Origin of the sequence: Fodinicola acaciae (assembly GCF_010993745.1) — a bacterium.
Lineage (GTDB): Bacteria > Actinomycetota > Actinomycetes > Mycobacteriales > HKI-0501 > Fodinicola > Fodinicola acaciae.
This window is the reverse complement of the sequence record NZ_WOTN01000004.1, coordinates 1019422-1038981: the sequence shown is the minus strand read 5'-3', so window position 1 is coordinate 1038981 and position 19560 is coordinate 1019422. Positions and strand designations below refer to the sequence as shown.

Here is a 19560-nt window from a genome sequence, read left to right as displayed (position 1 = left end):
GGCCTGTGATGGTTACGGCGGAATCCTCGTTGCGCCAAAAGGCAGAGTCTGTCCGCATCCGGTCCCCGCTGCAACCTGCGGTCGCCGAGATGAGTCCGGGTTTATGCCGGTTTCCCGATCCAACCCGGCAAACCACTCAGAAACCTGGAGTCAGTTGCCATGAACTCATCCGGACGAAGATGGAAAGCCGCGGCCGTCTCGGCCATCGCGGCGGCGGCCACCGTGGCGGCCTGCCTGGCCGCGACGACATTGGCGCAGGCGGCCAAACCGGCCGGCGCGGCGGCCGCCTCGCGGACCGTCACGCTGGTCACCGGCGACAAGGTCACCGTGTTGCCGACCGGCCAGCTGCGTACGACCGCCGGCGCAGGCCGCAAGAACGTCGCTTTCGTCACCAGAAAAACCGGATCCGACATCTCGGTGATCCCGCTGGACGCGCTGCGGATGGTCGACGCCGGCAAGCTCGACGCGCGGCTTTTCGACGTCACGGCGCTGATCGCCGGTGGATACGACGACGCGCACCGCAGCGATCTGCCGCTGATCATCCGGTACGACCAGAACAGCCGCGCGGCACGACCGCGTTTGGCCTCAGCAAACGTCAAACGCGACCTGCCGTCGCTGCACGCCGCGGCCGTACGCGAAGACAAGGCGGACGCACCGGATTTCTGGAACAGTGTCGCGACCGGTGCGTCGCAACGCTCCGTGGCACCTGGCATCGCCCAGATCTGGCTTGACGGCAAGCGGAAAGTCAACCTGAACGAGAGCGTGCCGCAGATCGGCGCGCCGGTCGCCTGGTCGGCCGGTTTCACCGGCCAGGACGTGACGGTGGCCGTACTCGACACCGGCATCGATGCCACTCATCCCGACTTCGCCGGCAAGATCGTGGCCAGCCAGAACTTCACCGACGCACCCGACACCGACGACCTGGTCGGCCACGGCACGCACGTGGCCTCGACCATCACCGGCTCCGGTGCCGCCTCCGGTGGCAAATACAAAGGTGTGGCGCCCGGCACGAAACTGGCCATCGGCAAGGTCTGCGGCGACGAATCCTGCGACGACTCGGCGATCCTGGCCGGCATGGCCTGGGCCGTGCAGACCGCGCACGCCAAGGTGGTCAACCTGAGCCTCGGCGGCGACGACACGCCTGGCGTCGACCCGCTGGAAGCCGCCGTCAACGACCTGTCCGCCAGCACCGGCGCGCTTTTCGTCATCGCGGCCGGAAACCACCCGCCGGGCTCGCCGTACGTGAGCTCACCTGGCAGCGCCGACGCGGCGCTGACCGTCGCCGCGGTGTCCAAACAGGACAAGCTGGCCGACTTTTCCAACTACGGTCCCAGAGTCGGCGACGGAGCCGCCAAGCCGGACATCTCCGCGCCAGGTGTGAACATCGTCGCGGCCAAGGCGAAGAACGGTTCCATCGGCGATACCAGTGACAATCCGAACTACGTCGGTCTTTCCGGCACGTCGATGGCGACACCGCACGTCGCCGGCGCGGCGGCGATCCTGGCCGGCGAGCATCCGGGCTGGACCGGCCAGCAGATCAAGTCGGCGCTGATGAGCTCGGCGAAACCGTTGCCGGACATCGACATCTACCACGGCGGCGCCGGACGCGTCGACGTTGCCAAGGCATATCGGCAAACTCTGCTCGGACCGGCCAACATCCTGGTGCCGACGCAGCCATGGCCCCACAACGACGACCAGCCGGTGCAGCGTACGCTCACCTACCAGAACCTCGGCGACCAGCCGGCGACCGTCGCGGTCCAGCTGGATGTCACCGGACCGGACGGAAAACCGGCACCAGCCGGCATGTTCGCGCTGTCCGCCAACTCGGTCAGGATTCCGGCCGGCGGCAAGGCCGACCTGACGCTGACGGTGAAACCGAGCGTGGACGGGCCTGACGGCCGCTACCAGGGTCGTGTCGTTGGCACGTCTGGAGACCAAAACGTGTCGACCGCGTTCACGGCCGAGCGCGAGCCGGAAAGCTACAACGTCACGCTGCACGGCGTCGGGCTGGACGGCAAGCCGCTCAGTTTTGCCACCTCCTTCGTGAGCTACCAGACCGGACCGGTGGACAACACGCCACAGGACACCGGCAACGGGGCGGTCACCGTACGGCTGCCCAAAGGCCGCTATCTCCTGGAGACACTCGCCGTCCTCGGCGAGCAGGACTTCAGGGTTGCCGAGCTCGACCAGCCGTCGCTGACCGTCGACCACGACCTCACCGTGACGGCGGATTTCCGTACGGCCAAACAGTTTGCGATCAACGTCGACCAACCGAAGTTCTACTGCGCACTGCCGAGCTTCGACTCGTTGGTGGCCGGCAGATATCACCGCGAGTTGTTCATCCTCGGCTCCGCGGCCTCTCTGTACACCGGCAACCTCGGCCCGGCGACCAGGCCGTCGGACTACCGGTCGATGCTGGCCGCCGACTGCGGCTACGACGGCCCCGTGGTCGACCCGTCGGCGACTCCCGACCCGACTCCCGATCCGTCCGGTTCATCGCCCGGCATTCCGGGACCGGCGGACTGGTATCACATCGCGGTGCCGTCCTACGGAAAGGCGCCGGCCGGCGCGGCCGTGGACGCGACCCGGTCGAAGATGGCCAAGCTGGTCAACAAAAACGTCCGGCCGGCCGGTGACCCGGCGGTGCTGCGCTCCGCCGACATCCAGTTCGCGCCAGGAGTGACGGCGCGGTTCAACACGTACGCACTGGAGACACCCGGCACGATCGACAACGTCGACTACTTCAGTCCGGACGCGGGGTATTGGAGCTACGCGTTCATGCCGCAGCTCGTCCGCGCGTTCGATCCCGACCTGATCCAGATGAGCGAACCGCGGCAGCTCCATCGCGGCACCTACACCGAAACCTGGAACCGCGGCATTCTCGGACCGGCCTTCCGTCCGGACGGCCGCACCCAAAACGCCGTCCAGCGTCCGGACGGGATGGAGTTCAACCTCCGGCTGTTCTCCGACTCCGTTCCGTCGCACAGCGGTTTCGCGTACGGAAACTACAACTACACGTCCAAAAACCACGCCGCGCTCTATCGCGGCGGGACGAAGGTCGCCGAGTCCACCGATCCGTCCGGCCTGCTCCGCTATCCGGCGCCGGCGGCGGCCGGGTCGTATCGGCTCGACGCCGACGTGACCCAGACCTTCAGCACGGTCTCGACCAGCGTCGCGGCATCGTGGACTTTCGCTTCCGTGCCAACGACAAACGCCGACGGCGTGCCATTTCCGCTCTATGCGATGCGGTTTGGCGCGAAACTCGACGACAACCAGAGCGCCCGGAGTGGACGCTTCGTGATCCCGGTCTACGCCGACCGGCAGGACGGCGCCCCGAACGTGCCGATAACGAAGGCGAGTCTGGAATATTCGACGGACGACGGGAAAAGCTGGCTGAAGGCCGGCCTGGTGCCGGCCGGTTACAACAGGTGGGTCGCCGTGGTGACCAACCCCGCCAGTGGATACGTCTCGCTGCGGACCACCGCGACCGACACGCGCGGCACCGGTCTGAGCCAGACGATCATCCGCGCGTACGCGGTCAGATAGCCGGCAGCTGCACGGAAAACTCGGTGTGTCCGGGATGACTGGACACACTGACCGTGCCCTTGTGCGCCGACACCACGGCGGCGACGATCGACAGGCCGAGCCCGGTGCTGCCGGCCGCACGCGACCGTGAACTGTCGCCGCGCGCGAACCTTTCGAAGACCTCCGGCAGAAGTTCCGGGGGAATGCCGGGGCCGTCGTCGGTGACCGACAGCCGTACGTCACCGCCGTCGGCCTCGACGGTCACGTTGACGATCGTGCCGGGTGGCGTGTGCGTGCGCGCGTTTGCCAGCAGGTTGGCCAAAACCTGCCGCAGCCGCGCCTCGTCGCCCGGCACGGTCACCGGCTCGTCCGGCACATCGACCCGCCATTTGTGGTCGGGGCCGGCGACGTGCGCGTCGCTCACCGAGTCGACCACGAGCTGCGTGAGGTCGACCGGCTGGCGGCGCAGCGGCCGGCCGGCGTCCAGGCGTGCCAACAGCAGCAGGTCCTCGACCAGCGCGGTCATCCGCACCGACTCCGACTCGACCCGGCCCATCGCGCGCGCGATGTCCGGCGGCACCTGGTCGCCGGAGCGCCGGGTCAGCTCGGCATAGCCGCGGATCGCCGCGAGCGGTGTTCGCAGCTCGTGGCTGGCGTCCGCGACGAACTTTCGTACGCGCATCTCGCTGGCGTGGCGTACGGCCAGCGCGTTGGCGATGTGGCCGAGCATCCGGTTGAGCGCGGCGCCGACCTGGCCGACTTCGGTGCGTGGATTGGTGTCCTCGTCCGGCACGCGTACGGACAGCGCGACTTCGCCGCGTTCCAACGGAAGTTCGGCGACGCGGCCAGCGGTGGCGGCCACCCGTCTGAGCGGTTTCAACGTATAGGTGATGATCAGCTCGCCGCCGAGCACGGTCAGCAGGAGCACGATCAGCGCGACGGCCAGCATGATCCAGGTGGCCGAGACGACCGTCGCTTCCACCTCGCCCATCGACAGGCCGACCACGAACGATTGGCCGGCGATCCGGCCCGGCACTCCGGTGACGCGGTACGGTCCCAGACCGTCCAGGTCGACCGTGTGAATCCCCGGTGTGGCGGCGGCCTGGACCAGCGTGTCGATGACCGACGCGGCGAGCGGTCGAAACTGCGGCTCACCATGTTGTTGCGGGTCGACGAAAAACGCAGACCGTACGTTGCCGTCGATCAGGCTGAGCGTGACCGTCGCGTTGCCACCGAAGACCCTCGGACGCTGGTTGCGCGGATCCGGCGGCACCGGGTCCGCCATCCGGCCGTCCGGCCCGATGACCGTGTTCATCGCGCGGTCGGCCGCGACCCCGACCTGTCCGTCGAGCTTGCCGAGCAGATAGCCGCGCAGGCCGACGGTCGTGACCACCCCCATCACCAGGCAGGCGATCGCGACCAGCGCGACCAGCTGTCCGAGCAACCGCCCGCGCAACGTCCACTCGCCGGGACGGACGAGGTGACGCAGGCGATCGCGGATCACGACGTCTGGTCCACTCCGGGCTTGAGCACGTATCCGGCGCCGCGCATGGTGTGGATCATCGGCGTACGGCCGGCGTCGATTTTCTTGCGCAGATAGGAAATGTAGAGCTCGACGATGTTGGCCTGGCCGCCGAAGTCGTAGTTCCAGACGCGGTCGAGGATCTGCATCTTGCTCAGTACGCGCTTGGGGTTGCGCATCAGGAAACGCAGCAGCTCGAACTCGGTCGCGGTCAGCGCGACCAGGTCACCGCCGCGCCGCACCTCGCGGCTGTCCTCGTTGAGCGTCAGATCGCCGACGACCACCAGCGCGCTGTCGGTCTCCTCGGTGACGTGCGCGCGGCGCAGCAGGCCACGCAGGCGCAACACCACTTCCTCCAGGCTGAACGGCTTGGTGACGTAGTCGTCGCCTCCGGCGGTCAGGCCGGCGATGCGATCCTCGACCGCGTCCTTCGCGGTCAGGAACAGCACCGGGATGCGCGGCGCGTCCGCGCGGAGGCGCCGCAGCACCTCGAGGCCGTCGATGTCCGGCAGCATCACGTCGAGCACGACGACGTCCGGACGAAACTCGCGCGCCAACCGTACGGCCGCGTTGCCGTCGCCCGCGCTGCGCACCTCCCAGTCCTCATAGCGCAGCGCCATCGAGATCAGCTCGGCGAGCGTCTGCTCGTCGTCGACCACCAGCACGCGGATGGGTTCGCCGTCGGCCCTGCGCAGCTTGGACGGCTGTGCCGTTTCGCTGGACGGTTGGCTGGTTGCCGCGTTCGCCATCGACATGACCTCATCGTGGTCTGACCCGATGTGCCGGGCCTGTGGACTTCCTGTGTGCCACCTGTGCGTACGCACAGCCTGCCACGTCTCGCGCCGCCTCGCTCACTCCCCGTCACTCGAGCCTTTTGGTCGCATGGCCACCATGCTTGCGTTGAGCGCACGCATGGTGGCCATGCGACCACCGACCCGGCCCCCACCAATTGGGTGGTTATGGGAAATCGGCGACAGGCCGTACCGTGTCTGAGATGACTGGCAGTGCGGCCAGGACCGCGAGCTTTGACCAGGTCAGCGTGCTGGCCGGCACCCTGCTGGGCCGGGTGGACGAGCTCGCGGACCGGCTTCTGGAGACGCTTCCGCACGACTCACACGCCGCGAACAACTCGGCGGGTCTGCCCCGGCACGAGGTACGCCGGTGCTGCGAGGACAACCTCGACTCACTGCTACGCATCCTCGGCAACGGTGAGCCCGTCGGCGGTCATCTGTACGACACCGCACGCCAGACCGGACGGCTGCGCGCGGAGCAGCAGGTGCCGCTGGACACCGTCCTGTCGACCTATCGGCTCGGCGGCCGGGTGCTCTGGGAGGCGCTGGTCGACCTGGCCAAACGCGACGACGGCATCGACCGCGACTCGCTGCTCGACCTGGCCAGCACGGTGTGGGCCATGATCGACTCGGTGTCCGCCGAGGTCGCCGGCGCCTACCACCGCGCCGAGATGGAGCTGCTGCGTACGGACGAGCAACGCCGTTTCGCCCTGGTCGACGACCTGCTCGCCAACCGCGCCGAGGATCCGTCGGTCGTACGCGCCGCGGCCAACGTCCTCGACCTGCCGGTCGACGCCGACTACGTCGTCGTCACCGCGGCGACCGCCGACGACGGCCGGCCGAGCCTGCGCACGCCCGGCGACATGCTGGCGATCCGCGGCATCCGGTCGATCTGGCAGCAGCGGTCGGAAAACCTGACCGGCCTGGTGGTCGTCCACCAGCCGGCGATGACCGGCCTGATGATGCTGCTCGACCGGATCGCCCGCGGTCCGGTCGGCATCTCGCCGCGGGTACGCGGCCTCGCCGAGGTGGCGACCGGCTATCGGCTCGCGCTGCTGGCGCTGCGTACGGTCAACACCGGCGCGACCATGGTGGCCAACCTCGACGACCGGCTGCAGGAGGCACTGCTGGTGCAGTCGCCGGAGCTGGCCGGGCGGCTGGTGCAGGTCGCGCTCGGTCCGCTGCTGGAGCTGCCGGCGCGCGAGCAGGAGATGCTGCTGGAGACGCTGCGCGCCTGGCTGGAGGCCAACTGCTCGGCCAGCAGCACCGCCGACCGGCTCTACTGCCACCGCAACACCGTGCTCAACCGGCTGCACCGGCTGGAAGACCTGCTGCTGGTGCCGATGCACGACCCTCGCGGACAGGTGCAACTCCGGCTCGCATTAGCGGCGTACGACCTGCGATAACACCGCATCTGCGGGCTGGGTTAGGCAAGCTGCACAGTCGCGCACCGGTAACTCTGTGCAGCCGGGCGGCCGAATCGCGGCCTTTGAGTGATATGCATCTCGGGTCACGTACGCGGCTGAAATGAGGCCCCATGACGACCCATCGACAGCAACTGTCGCGCCGCGCCTTCCTGGCGCGCGCCGGTGTGCTCGGCGCGGCGGTGGCCGCCGGCGCGATCGTCCCGACGGTCACCGGCCTGCCGTTCGCCGCCGGCCAGACCAAAGCCGGCCTGGATCCGGTCATCGCGCTGCTCCGGCCGGCGTTGCAGGAGCTGGCCAGGGACACCATCAACGGCCTGACCACCTTCGTGGTGCCAGGCTCCGACCCGTATTCCCAGGCGCAGGGCGTCTCCACCAACGGCCCCGGCGCGATCCACGCCAGGACGCCGGATTTCCTGATGTCGGCTCTCGACAATTTCGTGCCGCTGCCCAACGAATACGTACGACCGGTGGCCGCCGCGCTGGCCACCGCGGTCGCAGATGACAAAATTCCGTTGCCCGGCGACCTGACCAGGCTTTTGCCGCTGCACCTGAACACCGTCGACGAGGCGCTGAAAAAGCTGTTGTCCACCGACGAGACCGTGCCGCTGTCGCTGGTCATCGCGATGACGCTGAACCTGGTCGCCACCCAGGTGAATCCGGCCTCGCTGCACGGCGTTTTCGTGTCGCCGTTCGCGCGGCTCAGCTGGGCCGAGAAGGCGCAGGCGATGCGGATGGTCGAGCAGACCGACGCCGATCTGGTCGAGGCGCTGGACGTCAACCTGCCGCAACCGCTGCACCAGTCGCTGTCCGGCGTGCTGAAGTTCGTCGGCGGCGCGCTCATCGAATTCTCCGCGTACGGCTCGTTCACCGAATACGCCGTTTTCGACAAGCAGACCAAATCCCTCACCGCCAAGCCGGTCGGCTGGACGATCAGCCGATATGACGGCATCGCCGAGGGATGGGACGAGTTCAAGGGTTACTACCAGGGCCGGACGAAGGTGGAAGGCTGATGCGCGACGTCATCGTGATCGGCGCCGGCGGTGGCGGCCCGGTCGTTGCCAAGGAGCTGGCCGCGCGCGGCCTGGACGTGCTGCTGCTGGAGGCGGGGCCGCGGCATGCCAATCCGCGCCGGGAATGGACGCATTACGAGAATGACGCCAACAACCCGCTGACCGGATTTTTCCGCTTCGGTCCGGCTGACCGTACCAAACCGGCGTGGTTCCGGGAGACCAACCAGAACTCGTTCCTCTGGCAGCTCTCCGGTGTGGGCGGCACGACGCAACACTATTACGGCAACTACCCGCGTGCCTATCCAGGTGTTTTCCAGGGCTATGCCGGCGCGGACCGCGGCGCATACGACACCGAGCATGTTTTTCCTTTCACATACAAGGAAATGGTGCCCTATTTCGAGTGGGTCGAGCACACCGCGCCGGTGCAGACCGCGGCGATGGGGACGAAGGAGGAGATCTATTTCCGCGGCTGCGAGACGCTCGGCATCCCCGTACAGACGACCAAGGACGCCAAGGGTTTCGCCTATCGACCGCAGGAAAACGCGATCCTGCAGCCGGGCGGCAACGCCGGCAGGACCAGCGACCGTGAGCTGCTGGTCTATCCGAAGGCGACCGGCTGCACGTTCTGTGGCTTCTGTTTCCAGGGCTGCATGCAGCCGGTCAACGCGCCGCGCAACCAGTTTGCCAAGCGGTCGACGGACAACAGCTATGTGCCGATGGCGCTGACCGCCGAGGTGTGGGCAAAAGCTGGCCGGCCGATCACGCTGATCACCGACGCGTTCGTCAACCAGGTGCATTACGAGGAAAAGCACGGCACGCCGACCGCCACCGGAGTCACCTGGCGCGACACCAACACCGGCGAGCTGCACCGCGAGGACGCCACGGTGGTCGTGATGTCCGCCGGCTGCACGGAAAACCCGCGGCTGTGGCTCAACAGCGAGCTGCCCAACCCCAACGACTGGGTCGGCCGCGGCTACACCGACCACTTCTTCGACTGGGTGCTCGGCACTTTCGACGAATACACCGGAAACAGCAAGGGTGTCGGATCGTCGGCGCGCTGCGACTTTCCTGGCCACGGAGGCCTGGAAAACGTCGGGCTGCCGCCGGCGCTGGAGGCCTTCACGCTGGCGCTGTCCGACTCGGGCGTACGCGGCGCGTACGCCAACGGCCGCGGCAAGACCGGCAACTGGGACGGACCGACCGGCCGGCCGCTCGGCAAGGAGCTGCTCGACATCATGAGCCACGGCATCGACCGGCTGCTCAACGTGCTGGTGATCACCGACGACGACGTCGAGGCGCAGAACCGGGTCGTACGCTCGGCGCTGCCGGCCGACCGGAACGGACCGGTCGCGAAGGTGGAGTTTCACGGCCGCCAGCGGTCCGCGCGTACGCTGGCCAACCGCGAGTTCATGGCCCGCAAGGCCGCGGAGCTGCTGAAAGGCGCCGGTGCCAAGAAAATCTACCGGATCGACTGGGCGCCGCTCATCCTGCACGTCCAGTCGTCGATGCGGATGGGCACGTCGGAGAACAACTCGGTGCTCGACGCCAACGGCGAGGCGCGCTGGGTGAAGCGGCTGTTCATCGCGGACAATTCCGCGCTGTCCAACGGTCTCGGCGGGCCCAACCCGACGCTGTCCAACCAGGCGCTGTCGACCCGTACGGCGGAGAAGATCTTCAGGCTCTACTTCGGCGGGGATCCGTGGGTCGGCAAGGAGGCACCGGTCGTCTCCACCGACCACCGGATCAGCGTCCGCCTCGGTCAGCTCGGCCTGTGAAGCTGCCTGGCGAGGACGATGTCGAAGGTGGCGGTGTAATACGGCACGTCAACGGTGCGGCCGTCCGGCGTGAGCTCGGACGGCTCGTGCCGGCGGAAGTCGGCGATCAGCGAGCGTTTCACCCCGAAAACCGCGTCGGAGTCCAGATATTCGCTGTCTGACGTGAAAACATGCGTGGTCAAGGTGTCGAAGCCCGGCGCGGCAACTCGGAAATGGACGTGTGCCGGCCGCATCGGATGGCGGCCGGTCGCGGTCAGCAGCTCGCCGACCGGACCGTCGGTCGGGATCGGATACGCCTCCGGATGCACCGTCCAGAACCAATAACGGCCGTCCTGCTCGGCGACCAGCCGGCCGCGGCCCTGTGCGCGGTCGAGGTCGGCATACTGCACGTCGTAGAAGCCGTCCTCGTCGGCCTGCCACACCTCGATCGCCGCGTGCGGCACCGGATCGCCGTCCTCGTCGCGGATGACACCGCTCAGGAAACACGGTTGTCCGTGCGCGCCTTGGGAAATGTCGTCGCCGTTGGCGAATTTCGGCGTGTCGGGCAGATAGAACGGGCCGAAGACGGTCGACTCGGTGACCGTGCCGCCGGCCGGATGGTTGACCTTGATGGTCGCCATCGAGGCACCGAGCACGTCGGAAAGCAGGATGAACTCCTGCCGCTTGTCATCGGTGATGTGGCCGGTACGCGTGAGAAAGTCGATCGCGTACGTCCACTCCGCCTCGGTCAGCCGCACCTCGTCGATAAACGCGTGCAGATGGCGTACGAGCGCCTGCGTGACGGTTTTCAGCCGCTGCGGAGCGCCGTCGAAACTGCGGACGACTTCCTCGGTCAGCTCGTTCATCGCGCCACCCGCTCGAAAACCGCGGCCAGTCCCTGGCCGCCGCCGATGCACATGGTTTCCAGGGCATAGCGGCCTTCCCGGCGGTCCAGCTCGCGCAGCATCGTGGTCAGGATGCGGCAGCCGGTCGCACCGACCGGATGGCCGAGCGAGATGCCGGAGCCGTTGACGTTGGTCCGTTCGAAGTCCTTTTCGGCAAACTTCCACTCGCGGGTCACCGCCAGCACCTGGGCCGCGAATGCCTCGTTGAGCTCGATCAGGTCCATGTCAGCCAACGAAAGCCCGGCGCGCGCCAGCGCCTTCTCGGTCGACGGGACCGGACCTATCCCCATCGTCCGCGGCGGCACGCCGGCACTGGCCCAGCTCACCAACCGCGCCAGCGGCCGTACGCCGAGCTCTGCCGCCTTCTCCGCGGTGGTCACCAGGCAAACCGCGGCGCCGTCGTTCTGGCCGCTGGCATTTCCGGCAGTCACGGTGGATCCGGCGTCCTGCTTGAGCATCACCGGCTTCAGCGCGGCCAGTGTCTCCAGGCTCGCGTCCGCGCGCGGATGCTCGTCACGTGAGATCGTTTCACCGGGTTTTCCGCGTTTGCCTGGCACCGTCACCGGCACGATCTCCTCGGCGAACCGGCCGTCCTCGATCGCCGCCACCGCGCGCTGGTGGGACGCAAGAGACAGCTCGTCCTGCTCCTGCCGCGAAATGCCGTATTCGCGGCGCAGGTTTTCCGCCGTCTCCAGCATTCCGCCGGGCACCGGATAGTTCCTACCGCCGGCGGTGACCCGGCCGCGCGCCAGCCGGTCGGTCAGCTCCACCCCGGAACCCTTCACGCCCCAACGAATCCCGTCGGTGTAGAACTCGACCTGGCTCATGCTTTCGGCGCCACCGGCCAACACCACGTCGTTGACGCCGGTCTGCACCCGCATCGCCGCGTCGATCACCGCCTGCAGGCCAGAGCCGCAGCGGCGGTCGACCTGCAGGCCAGGCACCTCGACCGGCAGGCCCGCGTCGAGTCCGGCGACGCGGCCGATCGCCGGCGCCTCGCCGTTGGGATAGCACTGCCCGAAAAGCACGTCCTCGATGGCGTCCGGGGCGATCCGCGTGCGCCTGACCAGCTCGGCGATCACCGTCGCGGCCAGGTCGACCGCGGGCACGTCCCGGAACACGCCGCCGAACCGGCCGACCGGCGTACGGACCGGCTCGCAGATCACCGCATCACGCATGACGCTCCTTCTTCGCATTGTTGGCACCAAGCCGTTCGCTGATGTCGGCGGCCGCCTCGACGATCGCCGGCAGGTAATCGGCGTGCAGGTCGTCCACACTCACCGTACGCGCGGCGACCGACATCCCCAACGCGGCGATCGGCCGGTCGCTGGCGTCGCGCACCGGCGCGGCGACCGACCGTACGCCTTCTTCCAGCTCCTGGTCGACGAGGACCCATCCCTGTTTCCGGGCCTGCGCAAGGGTTTGCCGCAGCTGGCAGGGATCGGTGACGGTGAGCGCGGTGATCGGCGCCAGGTCGACGGTGTCCAGGAAGTGGTCCAGGTCATGGTCAGGCAGCTCGGCGAGCAGCACGCGGCCGATGGCGCTCGCGTACGCCGGCACGCGTGTGCCGGAGATCAGCATCGTGCCCATCACCTGCCGCGATGGCACCCGCAGCAGGAAAATCGCGTCCATCCCGTCCAGGCCGGCCAGCGAGCTGGTGTGGCCGGTCTGCCGGGTCAGCGCCTCCATCACCGGCTGCGCGATCTCGGTGAGGTTGAGCGAGGAGAGATACGCATAGCCCAGCGCCAACACGTGCGGTGTCAACGAAAACGTCCGGCCGTCGGCGCTGACATAGCCGAGTTGTTCCAGTGTGATCAGGATCCGCCGCACGGTCGGCCGGCTGAGCGTGGTCGCCTCGGCCAGCTCGGCCAGGCTCAGCCGCGGTTTGCGGTCGGCGAAAGCCAGGATCACCGCCAGTCCGCGGTCGAGCGACTGGACATAGTCCTTCTGGTCGGCCGGCTTGACCATCTAGTGGCCCGGATTGATCAGGTCGGGCACGGTCCAGCCGTCCAGGTCGTACTCGGACATGCACTGCTCGGCGAAACCGCGGTGCTGGTCGGCCAGGCCGGATGCCTCCTGCGACAACAGAATCTCGGCTCGTACGCCTTCGTGGTTGCCGGAGTAGTTGCGCTCGTAGAGCTCGTGCCGGCCGCCGAACTCGCTGCCGATCGAGTCCCAGATCAGCTTCATCAGCTTGACCCGCTCCACCGCGTCGTATCCGTTGGAGCCGCGCACATAGCGGTCCAGATAGGGCCGCAGGTCGTCGTTCTTGAAGTCTTTCGCGTTGGACGGCAGATAGATCAGCGCACTGCCGAGATCCTGCATGATGATTTCGCGTACGCGCGGATAGCCGAGCGTCATGAACCAGCGATAGGCCAGGCCGTAGTCGAGATTCGGCAGCACGGCGCCGTTTTTCCACTCGTCCGGCTTGTTGGCCATCGCGTCGGACAGGCCCCAGAAAAGGTTGCGCCAGGCCAGCACCTCGCCGACCCTGGTCTGGATGCCGCGGAAATCCTTGGTGCCGGTCACTTCCACGCCTTTGAGCAGCAGTCCGGCGATGAAGTCGAGCTTGACGGCCAGCCGGGTCACGCCGTGGAAGGTGAAGCGGTGCAGGAATCCCGAGCCGGGGAAGAACGTGCTGGCCTTGTCCGGATCACCGTAGATGAAGATGTTTTCCCACGGGATCAGCACTTTGTCGAGGATGAAGATGGTGTCGTTCTCGTCCATCCGGCTGGACAGCGGATAGTCGAACGGACTGCCCAGCGTGTCGGCGACCTGCGCGTACGACTGCCGGCAGATCAGCTTCATGCCTGGCGACCCCATCGGCACCGTACACACCAACGCATACTCGCGTTTCTTGATGGGCAGGCCATAATGCGCGATGAAGTTGTAATGCGTGATCGCCGAGCCGGTCGCGACCACCTTGGCGCCGCTGACCACCACACCGTCGTCGCGTTCTTCCTCGACATGCATGAAAATGTCGGAGACCTCGTCCGGCGGGCGGTGCCGGTCGACCGGCGGATTGATGATCGCGTGGTTCCAATAGAGCACCTTCTCCTGCGACTCCGCATACCAGCGGCGCGCGTTTTCCGCGTACGGCTCGTAAAAGTCGGCATTGGCACCGAGCGTGCCGAGGAAGGCGGCCTTGTAGTCGGGACTGCGACCAAGCCAGCCGTAGCTGATCCTGGCCCATTCGGCGATCGCGCCGCGGTCGCCGAGCAGGTCGTCCTTGGAATAGGGCGTGCGGAAGAACTTGTGCGTGAAACCGTCGCTGCCGGTGTCGGTCGGCGCGGTCAGCACGTCCTGTTTTTCCTTGTCGTGCAACGCGTCGTAGAGCCGAGCGGTCATCCGTACGGCGTTGCGGAAGGCCGGATGCGTGGTCACGTCCCTGACCCGCTCGCCATAGATCCAGACCTCCCGGCCGTCGCGCAGGCTCTCGACGTATTCGTCGCCGGTCATCGGCCTGGTCGTACGCTTGTCGGTCTCTTGGTTTTGAGATGTCACGGTAGCTCCTGTCAGGAAAACCAGCTGAGCCCGGGATGATCCGCGGATTCCAGCCACGGCACGTCCTCGAACGCGCCGCCCAGATGCCGGAACGCGCCGAGATAGAAGACCAGTGGGTCGCCGCCGTGGAACTCGAACTCCTTGACCTCACCGAGGAAAAGCACGTGGTCGCCGCCGTCGTAGCAGCGCCACGGCGTGCAGGCGACGTACGCGAGGGAGCCGGCCAGCCGCGGGGCGAGTCCGTCGGCCGGCTTCTCCCAGCGCACCGGTTTGCTGGTGGGGTGACCGGCGAAATGCAACGCGAGCTCGTCCTGCGGTTCGCGCAGAACGTTGACAGTGAAGGGATTTCCCTCCAGCAGGCCGCATGACCGCGATCGTCGGTCCAGCGAGACCAGCACCAGAGGCGGGTCCATCGACACCGCGGTGAACGAGTTGACCGTCGCGCCGTGCGGGTCCTCCGCACTGCCACAGGTCACCACCGTGACGCCGGTGGCGAAGTGACCCAGGCAGTTACGCAGCTGGCGCGGATCGATGCGCACTCCGGCCCTTCGGCCCTGTACGCGATGCGTACAATCTTGTCGCTATCCGGTAGCACTCACTGTGAACCGCGACACAACGCGTGTCAAGGCAGCATCGATTCAGATGCTGACGCCGTCCCGTACCTGAGCCAGCAGGCCGGCGAACGACCGCGCTCGCGCCTGCTCGGCCGGCGTGAACGGAGCCCAGGCCCGGCGCGCCACGAAACATCCGGACTGATAGGGACTTGGCAGCACCAACACGTACGCACCAGGATTCGGCGGCGACGCGGTTTGATAGCTGACATCGTCGGCATGGACGAGCGCGGCGAAGGCCGCCGCGACCCCGGTCTCGCCGGCGCAGACCGCCGCCGCGAGCTCCAGCGCGCGGGTCGGACCGTCCACGAGGTCGTGCGGATCGGCCGGCGCCAGGTGCACCGGCGCGCCGGTCGTCGCCGACAACAGCTCGCAGATCTCGCTTGGTTCCACCGTTTCCGGGCAGCTGACGACCAGCTCGTCGACCACCGACTCGTCCTCGGCCGGATGGATCGCGAAACCCAGGATGTTACCGCCGGACAGCGCCACCGCCTGGCTGAGCTGCGCGAGTTTTCCGGTCTCGTCGGGCATTCTCACCCTGATCCGGAACAGCGATCGCGCTCCGGCGTCGGCCGGCGCGGCCGCGGATGGCACGTCTGGCTGGAAAAGCAGCTGGCCACAGCGCGGCGCCGGCAGCCCGGCCGCTCGCAACGCGGCCCACATCGTCACCTGGTTGGCCGACAGCACCGGCTTGCCCAGCTCGCGCTCCAGCGGCGCGATGATGTCGTACGTCGCGACATTGGTGCAGCTGACGAAAATCGCCTCCGCCTCCGGGGTGTCCAGCGCGCGGACGTGGCGGACGATGTCCTGGTATGGCAGCGTCCAGATGTCGGCCAGCATCCCCAGGCTCACGCTTTTCGTGGTCCGTACGCCATAACCGCGGAGGAAATCCACCAGCCGCTCGGTGAGGCTGTCGACATACGGCGTGAGCACCGCGAGCCGGCGGATCCCGAGCGTCTGCAACGCGTCGATGAGCGCGCTCGACGTCGTCACCGCGGCCGGTCCGCCGGTCGCCAGCATCACCCGCCGCAACGCCTGCTCACCGGTCACCCCGGCGACGAAACTGCCGGAGGTGCAGGCGTACGCGACGACACTCGGCCGCGGGGTCAGCAGGTCGCGGGTCGCCCGCGCCACCACGTCGGGCTCGCTGATCGTCGTCGCCATTCCGACCGTCACCGGCTCGGCGACGTACGGAATGCGGGTCACGTAAAGTGACACGTTTTCCGGCGTCCACCGCCACAACTCGCGGTCGAGCGCGAAGTCGTGCGGCGCGACGACCCCGATGCCATAGTGCCTGCCGTTTTCCACGCCTCGATTGTCGGCGCGAAATGTTTCGGCGATGATTCAGGCGGGTCGCTTCCGTGCGTCCACGAACTGCAGCATGCCGTGCGTACGGCTGCGAATGCCGGTGAAGCCGCGGTCGGCCAGCCGCGAGGGCAGCTCGTCCGGCTCGAACATGTGCGCTCCGGCGAAGCTGCCGACGTGCGGCGTCAGGCGCCGCGCCAGGCCGTAGCCGGCGGCGGTCGCGGACAGCGCGACGCGGCCACCTGGCCGTACGACCCGAGCGATGTGGTCGACAACCGCATCGACGTTTTCCACCAGCTGCAGCACAACCGAGGAGCAGAGCGCGTCGACGGACTCGTCCCGCAACGGCAGGCGCTCGGCATCGGCGCGTACGTAACCGACATTCGGCTCGGCGGTCCGGCGGACCGCTCGCGCGAGCATCTTTTCCGACACGTCCAGGCCGACCACCAGGCCTCGCTCACCGACCGCGTGGGCGAGCGAGACGGTGATGTTGGCCGGCCCACAACCGAGATCGAGCACGGTCGATCCCCATTCCAGCGCCAGCCGCTCCGGCACTCGCCGGCTCTCCGGCGCGATCAGCCGGGTGACCGGATGCACCATGTCGTACAGCCCGGCACCGATGTCGTTGAGCCACATCGACTGCGCGCGTCTGGTCGAGCGCACGGGCTGGCCGGCGAGCAGGTCGAAATAGCCGTCCCGTACGGACAGCTCCTCCTCCGGGACGTCCAGCAACGGCACGATCCGGTGCAGCGCTCCAGTCATTCGGTTTGCCTCTTTCCGACCGTGTTTTGTTGAGATATCCGTCCACACTACGTCGCCGGCCGGCTGCACGCGCATCTGCACGTTCGAGTTTTGCGCATTTAAAATTCCGCCCGTCCGACCGTGCTTTGTGGACGGTCGCGGACCGCGCGAGGACCCGACAAACGCTACTTCACCAGCAATAACACCGAAGAAGCCGAGCGCGCGGAAATAGCCGGCGGCAAAACTATGCGCGGAATGACTTGGCGATTCCGACAAGTACCGTAACCTGGACCGGTGAACAGCCCAGAATCAGTGAACACGGAGGAGCCGAAACAGCGCTCTTACGGCGGACGCCGTGCCTCCGTACGCAAGGCCGAGCGGCGGGAAAGGCTCATGCAGGCCGGCCTGGAGCTTTTCAGCACCCTCGGCTATCCGTCCAGTTCGATCGAGAAGTTGTGTTCTCGCGCCGGGGTTTCCACCCGCAACTTCTACGAGGAGTTCACCGGCCGGGAGGCGCTGCTGATCGCGCTCTACGGCCGCATCCTGGAGCAGGCCGCGGTCGCCATCGGCATCGCGATGACCGACGCCGCCGACGGCACGATGGCCGAGCGGGTCGAACGGGCCATCCGGGCGTACGTGCGCACCATGGCCGAGGACCCCCGCTGGGCCCGGCTGGCCTACGTCGAGGTCATCGGGGTCAGTCCGGCGGTGGAGAGCTTCCGGCTCAACTGGCGGAACAACTACGTCGACCTGCTGGTCGGCGAGGCGCGGCGCGCGGTCGATCGCGGCGAGGCGCCGGACCGCGACTACCGGTTGGGCGCGCTCGCGATCATTGGGGCGATCAACGAGCTCGTACACCAGTGGTCGATCGCCGACGGCGCCATCGACCAGGAGGTGCTGATCGCCGAGATCGTCCGGATTTCACTGGCCGTACTCGGAAGTTAGTCCGTCCACAGTGGACGGTCAGGGCGTCTTCGCGAGCCGTTGCCTGGCTCGCTCGACCACTCCGTTGGCGGCAACCGAGATCGTCCGCATTTCCTGCAGATAGGCCCAGTAGTCCGGATGCACGCCACTGAGCATCGTCGGCGCCGCCTCCAGCCGGGCGACCAGCGCGTCCAGCTCGCGCACCTCCACCGGCAGCGCGCCACCCGGCGCCGCCAGCACGAACTTCTGCGCGTCGCGCACCTCGAACCAGGCCTGGTCGGCACCCTGCTTCGGGTTGGCCGCCACGTCGGCGATCTCGCGCACCCGGCTGTCCACCGCGCGCAGGCCTGACTCGGCGCTGTCGAGCTTGCGGCGGGCGTTGGCCAGCGCGGTGGCGGCGTCCTCCCAGTTGCCGCGCTTGGCCGTACGCTCCGCCGTCACCAACGCCGACTTGGCCACGTCGACCGCCTCGCGCACGTCGTCCGGCACGTACTCCAGGTCGGCCGAGCAGCCGCGCGCGTATCGCCGGCGCAGGTCCGACAGCCGGTCCACGGCGGCCGGGATCCGCTGCCTGATCGCGTCGAGCCTGGTCGCCGTCGAGGAGAGCCGCTTGCGCGTGTCGTCGACCATCGCGAAGTACGCGGCCGCCGCCGACTGGACCGCCGCCGCCGCCGACTCCGCGTCCTTCGCCGCCCGCACCGCGGCCGCCAGCCCGTCCCGCCCCGGCGCCGGACCAGCACTCACCGCCCGCCAGCGCTGCTCCGCCTGGTCGAGCTTGGCCGCCACCGCGGCCGAGGCGTAACCGGCGGCGGTGAGACCGGTCACAGCCATCCGCGCCTTCTCCAGACCGGCCCGCGCGCGCGATCGCGTACCGGCCAGCTCCTGCAGCGCCGCGTCCAAACGCGACATCTCCGGCGCGATCCGGTCAGCGAAGGCCTGCAGACTGCCGTCGGCCGCGGCGAGCTGGTCGCGTACCTGGCCGAAGACCTGCACGGCCTGCCGCAGCGCCGGCACCCTGGTGTCCTCCTCGATCGGATGCTGCTCGACGGCGGTGAGGTAAGCCGTCGACGCCTGCTCCGCCGCTGCCAGCAGCGGCCGCAGCTCCAGCCGCATCCGGTCGCCAGCCGGACCCGCGTCGAGCTGCGCAAACGACTGCACCTGCGCCTCGACGTGGTCCTGGGTCGTGTCCATCGAGATGAACGCCTGCGCCGCCGCGGACTTCACCTCGAAGGCGGCGTCCGCGGCCTGCCGCCGCGCCTCACTGTTGCCGAACACCCATTCATCATGCCGCGTAGGCGCACCCCTCGGCGTCGGCCTGTCGACGTACCGGCTGTATGCTTAGCGGGCTTCCGGCGGTTGGTCGGTGCCGAGTGGCTCCGACCGGTGTGAGACCATGGGTGCGGCCCGCTCCCATCGTCTAGGGGCCTAGGACGCCGCCCTTTCAAGGCGGTAGCACGGGTTCGAATCCCGTTGGGAGCACTCGACCGCGAGGTCGTACCATGGTTGAGGCGCGGCAGCCGGTCGCGTTAGGTAGTGAAGCA

15 protein-coding genes and 1 tRNA gene are annotated in these 19560 nt (G+C 67.9%); 6 read left to right on the top strand and 10 right to left on the bottom strand.

The annotated features are described in order from the left end of the window. The first annotated feature begins 159 nt into the window (after window positions 1-159). The gene (locus GNX95_RS40370; RefSeq protein ID WP_163513329.1) at window positions 160-3546 is read left to right on the top strand and encodes a S8 family peptidase; all 3387 of its coding nucleotides are present in this window, start codon (window positions 160-162) and stop codon (window positions 3544-3546) included. On the opposite strand, the gene GNX95_RS40365 is transcribed toward GNX95_RS40370, so the two are convergent. Both GNX95_RS40365 and GNX95_RS40360 read right to left on the bottom strand, forming a co-directional pair. Next, window positions 3539-5029: a sensor histidine kinase gene (locus GNX95_RS40365; protein ID WP_246281928.1), complete on the bottom strand. Its 1491-nt coding sequence runs from the start codon at window positions 5027-5029 to the stop codon at window positions 3539-3541. The two genes, GNX95_RS40370 and GNX95_RS40365, sit on opposite strands and share 8 nt — an antisense overlap. Further along, complete coding sequence (locus tag GNX95_RS40360; RefSeq protein WP_281357021.1) at window positions 5026-5796, bottom strand: response regulator transcription factor; 771 nt, start codon at window positions 5794-5796, stop codon at window positions 5026-5028. The genes GNX95_RS40365 and GNX95_RS40360 overlap by 4 nt, the downstream gene beginning before the upstream one ends. Before the next feature lie 245 nt (window positions 5797-6041). Here GNX95_RS40360 and GNX95_RS40355 point away from each other — a divergent pair, with 245 nt between their 5' ends. The 3 genes from GNX95_RS40355 (at window position 6042) to GNX95_RS40345 (ending at window position 10050) form a co-directional block, all read left to right on the top strand. Further along, window positions 6042-7244 (top strand): PucR family transcriptional regulator, encoded by a 1203-nt coding sequence (locus GNX95_RS40355; RefSeq protein ID WP_163513325.1) that lies wholly within the window; start codon window positions 6042-6044, stop codon window positions 7242-7244. A 131-nt stretch (window positions 7245-7375) separates the two neighbouring features. After that, window positions 7376-8275, top strand: a complete 900-nt coding sequence (locus GNX95_RS40350; RefSeq protein ID WP_163513324.1) for a twin-arginine translocation signal domain-containing protein — start codon at window positions 7376-7378, stop codon at window positions 8273-8275. Next, window positions 8275-10050: a GMC family oxidoreductase N-terminal domain-containing protein gene (locus GNX95_RS40345; RefSeq protein WP_163513322.1), complete on the top strand. Its 1776-nt coding sequence runs from the start codon at window positions 8275-8277 to the stop codon at window positions 10048-10050. Before GNX95_RS40350 ends, GNX95_RS40345 begins: the two co-directional genes overlap by 1 nt. Here the strand turns inward: GNX95_RS40345 and GNX95_RS40340 are convergent. The 7 genes from GNX95_RS40340 to GNX95_RS40310 all read right to left on the bottom strand — a co-directional run bounded on the left by GNX95_RS40340 (window position 10035) and on the right by GNX95_RS40310 (window position 17116). Then, entirely contained in the window at window positions 10035-10895 is an 861-nt protein-coding gene (locus GNX95_RS40340; RefSeq protein ID WP_163513320.1) for a dioxygenase family protein, read from the bottom strand. The two genes, GNX95_RS40345 and GNX95_RS40340, sit on opposite strands and share 16 nt — an antisense overlap. Further along, a complete protein-coding gene (locus tag GNX95_RS40335) occupies window positions 10892-12112 on the bottom strand; it encodes an acetyl-CoA C-acetyltransferase (protein ID WP_163513319.1) in 1221 nt (406 codons plus the stop codon). Before GNX95_RS40335 ends, GNX95_RS40340 begins: the two co-directional genes overlap by 4 nt. Continuing rightward, the gene (locus tag GNX95_RS40330; protein ID WP_163513317.1) at window positions 12105-12902 is read right to left on the bottom strand and encodes an IclR family transcriptional regulator domain-containing protein; all 798 of its coding nucleotides are present in this window, start codon (window positions 12900-12902) and stop codon (window positions 12105-12107) included. Before GNX95_RS40330 ends, GNX95_RS40335 begins: the two co-directional genes overlap by 8 nt. Further along, a complete protein-coding gene (locus GNX95_RS40325; RefSeq protein WP_343035097.1) occupies window positions 12903-14438 on the bottom strand; it encodes a 4-hydroxyphenylacetate 3-hydroxylase family protein in 1536 nt (511 codons plus the stop codon). Window positions 14439-14449: 11 nt separating this feature from the next. Further along, on the bottom strand, window positions 14450-14977 hold the full coding sequence (locus tag GNX95_RS40320; RefSeq protein WP_222854302.1) for a flavin reductase family protein: 528 nt from the start codon (window positions 14975-14977) through the stop codon (window positions 14450-14452). A 99-nt stretch (window positions 14978-15076) separates the two neighbouring features. After that, window positions 15077-16357 (bottom strand): aspartate racemase/maleate isomerase family protein, encoded by a 1281-nt coding sequence (locus GNX95_RS42295; RefSeq protein ID WP_222854301.1) that lies wholly within the window; start codon window positions 16355-16357, stop codon window positions 15077-15079. Between the two features lie 36 nt (window positions 16358-16393). Then, window positions 16394-17116: a methyltransferase domain-containing protein gene (locus GNX95_RS40310; protein ID WP_163513315.1), complete on the bottom strand. Its 723-nt coding sequence runs from the start codon at window positions 17114-17116 to the stop codon at window positions 16394-16396. 273 nt (window positions 17117-17389) lie between these two features. Between GNX95_RS40310 and GNX95_RS40305 the strand changes: the two genes are divergently transcribed. Further along, window positions 17390-18040, top strand: a complete 651-nt coding sequence (locus tag GNX95_RS40305; protein WP_222854300.1) for a TetR/AcrR family transcriptional regulator — start codon at window positions 17390-17392, stop codon at window positions 18038-18040. 18 nt (window positions 18041-18058) lie between these two features. On the opposite strand, the gene GNX95_RS40300 is transcribed toward GNX95_RS40305, so the two are convergent. Further along, complete coding sequence (locus GNX95_RS40300) at window positions 18059-19294, bottom strand: hypothetical protein (RefSeq protein WP_163513313.1); 1236 nt, start codon at window positions 19292-19294, stop codon at window positions 18059-18061. A 131-nt stretch (window positions 19295-19425) separates the two neighbouring features. Here GNX95_RS40300 and GNX95_RS40295 point away from each other — a divergent pair. Beyond that, window positions 19426-19498, top strand: a tRNA-Glu gene (locus GNX95_RS40295). Window positions 19499-19560 lie beyond the last annotated feature (62 nt).

Coding starts and splice junctions, on each gene's coding strand:
- GNX95_RS40335 (WP_163513319.1), bottom strand. CDS start 12,112: ATGCGTGATGCGGTGATCTGCGAGCCGGTCCGTACGCCGGTCGGCCGG.
- GNX95_RS40360 (WP_281357021.1), bottom strand. CDS start 5,796: ATGGCGAACGCGGCAACCAGCCAACCGTCCAGCGAAACGGCACAGCCG.
- GNX95_RS40330 (WP_163513317.1), bottom strand. CDS start 12,902: ATGGTCAAGCCGGCCGACCAGAAGGACTATGTCCAGTCGCTCGACCGC.
- GNX95_RS40345 (WP_163513322.1), top strand. CDS start 8,275: ATGCGCGACGTCATCGTGATCGGCGCCGGCGGTGGCGGCCCGGTCGTT.
- GNX95_RS40310 (WP_163513315.1), bottom strand. CDS start 17,116: ATGACTGGAGCGCTGCACCGGATCGTGCCGTTGCTGGACGTCCCGGAG.
- GNX95_RS40355 (WP_163513325.1), top strand. CDS start 6,042: ATGACTGGCAGTGCGGCCAGGACCGCGAGCTTTGACCAGGTCAGCGTG.
- GNX95_RS40350 (WP_163513324.1), top strand. CDS start 7,376: ATGACGACCCATCGACAGCAACTGTCGCGCCGCGCCTTCCTGGCGCGC.
- GNX95_RS40340 (WP_163513320.1), bottom strand. CDS start 10,895: ATGAACGAGCTGACCGAGGAAGTCGTCCGCAGTTTCGACGGCGCTCCG.
- GNX95_RS40370 (WP_163513329.1), top strand. CDS start 160: ATGAACTCATCCGGACGAAGATGGAAAGCCGCGGCCGTCTCGGCCATC.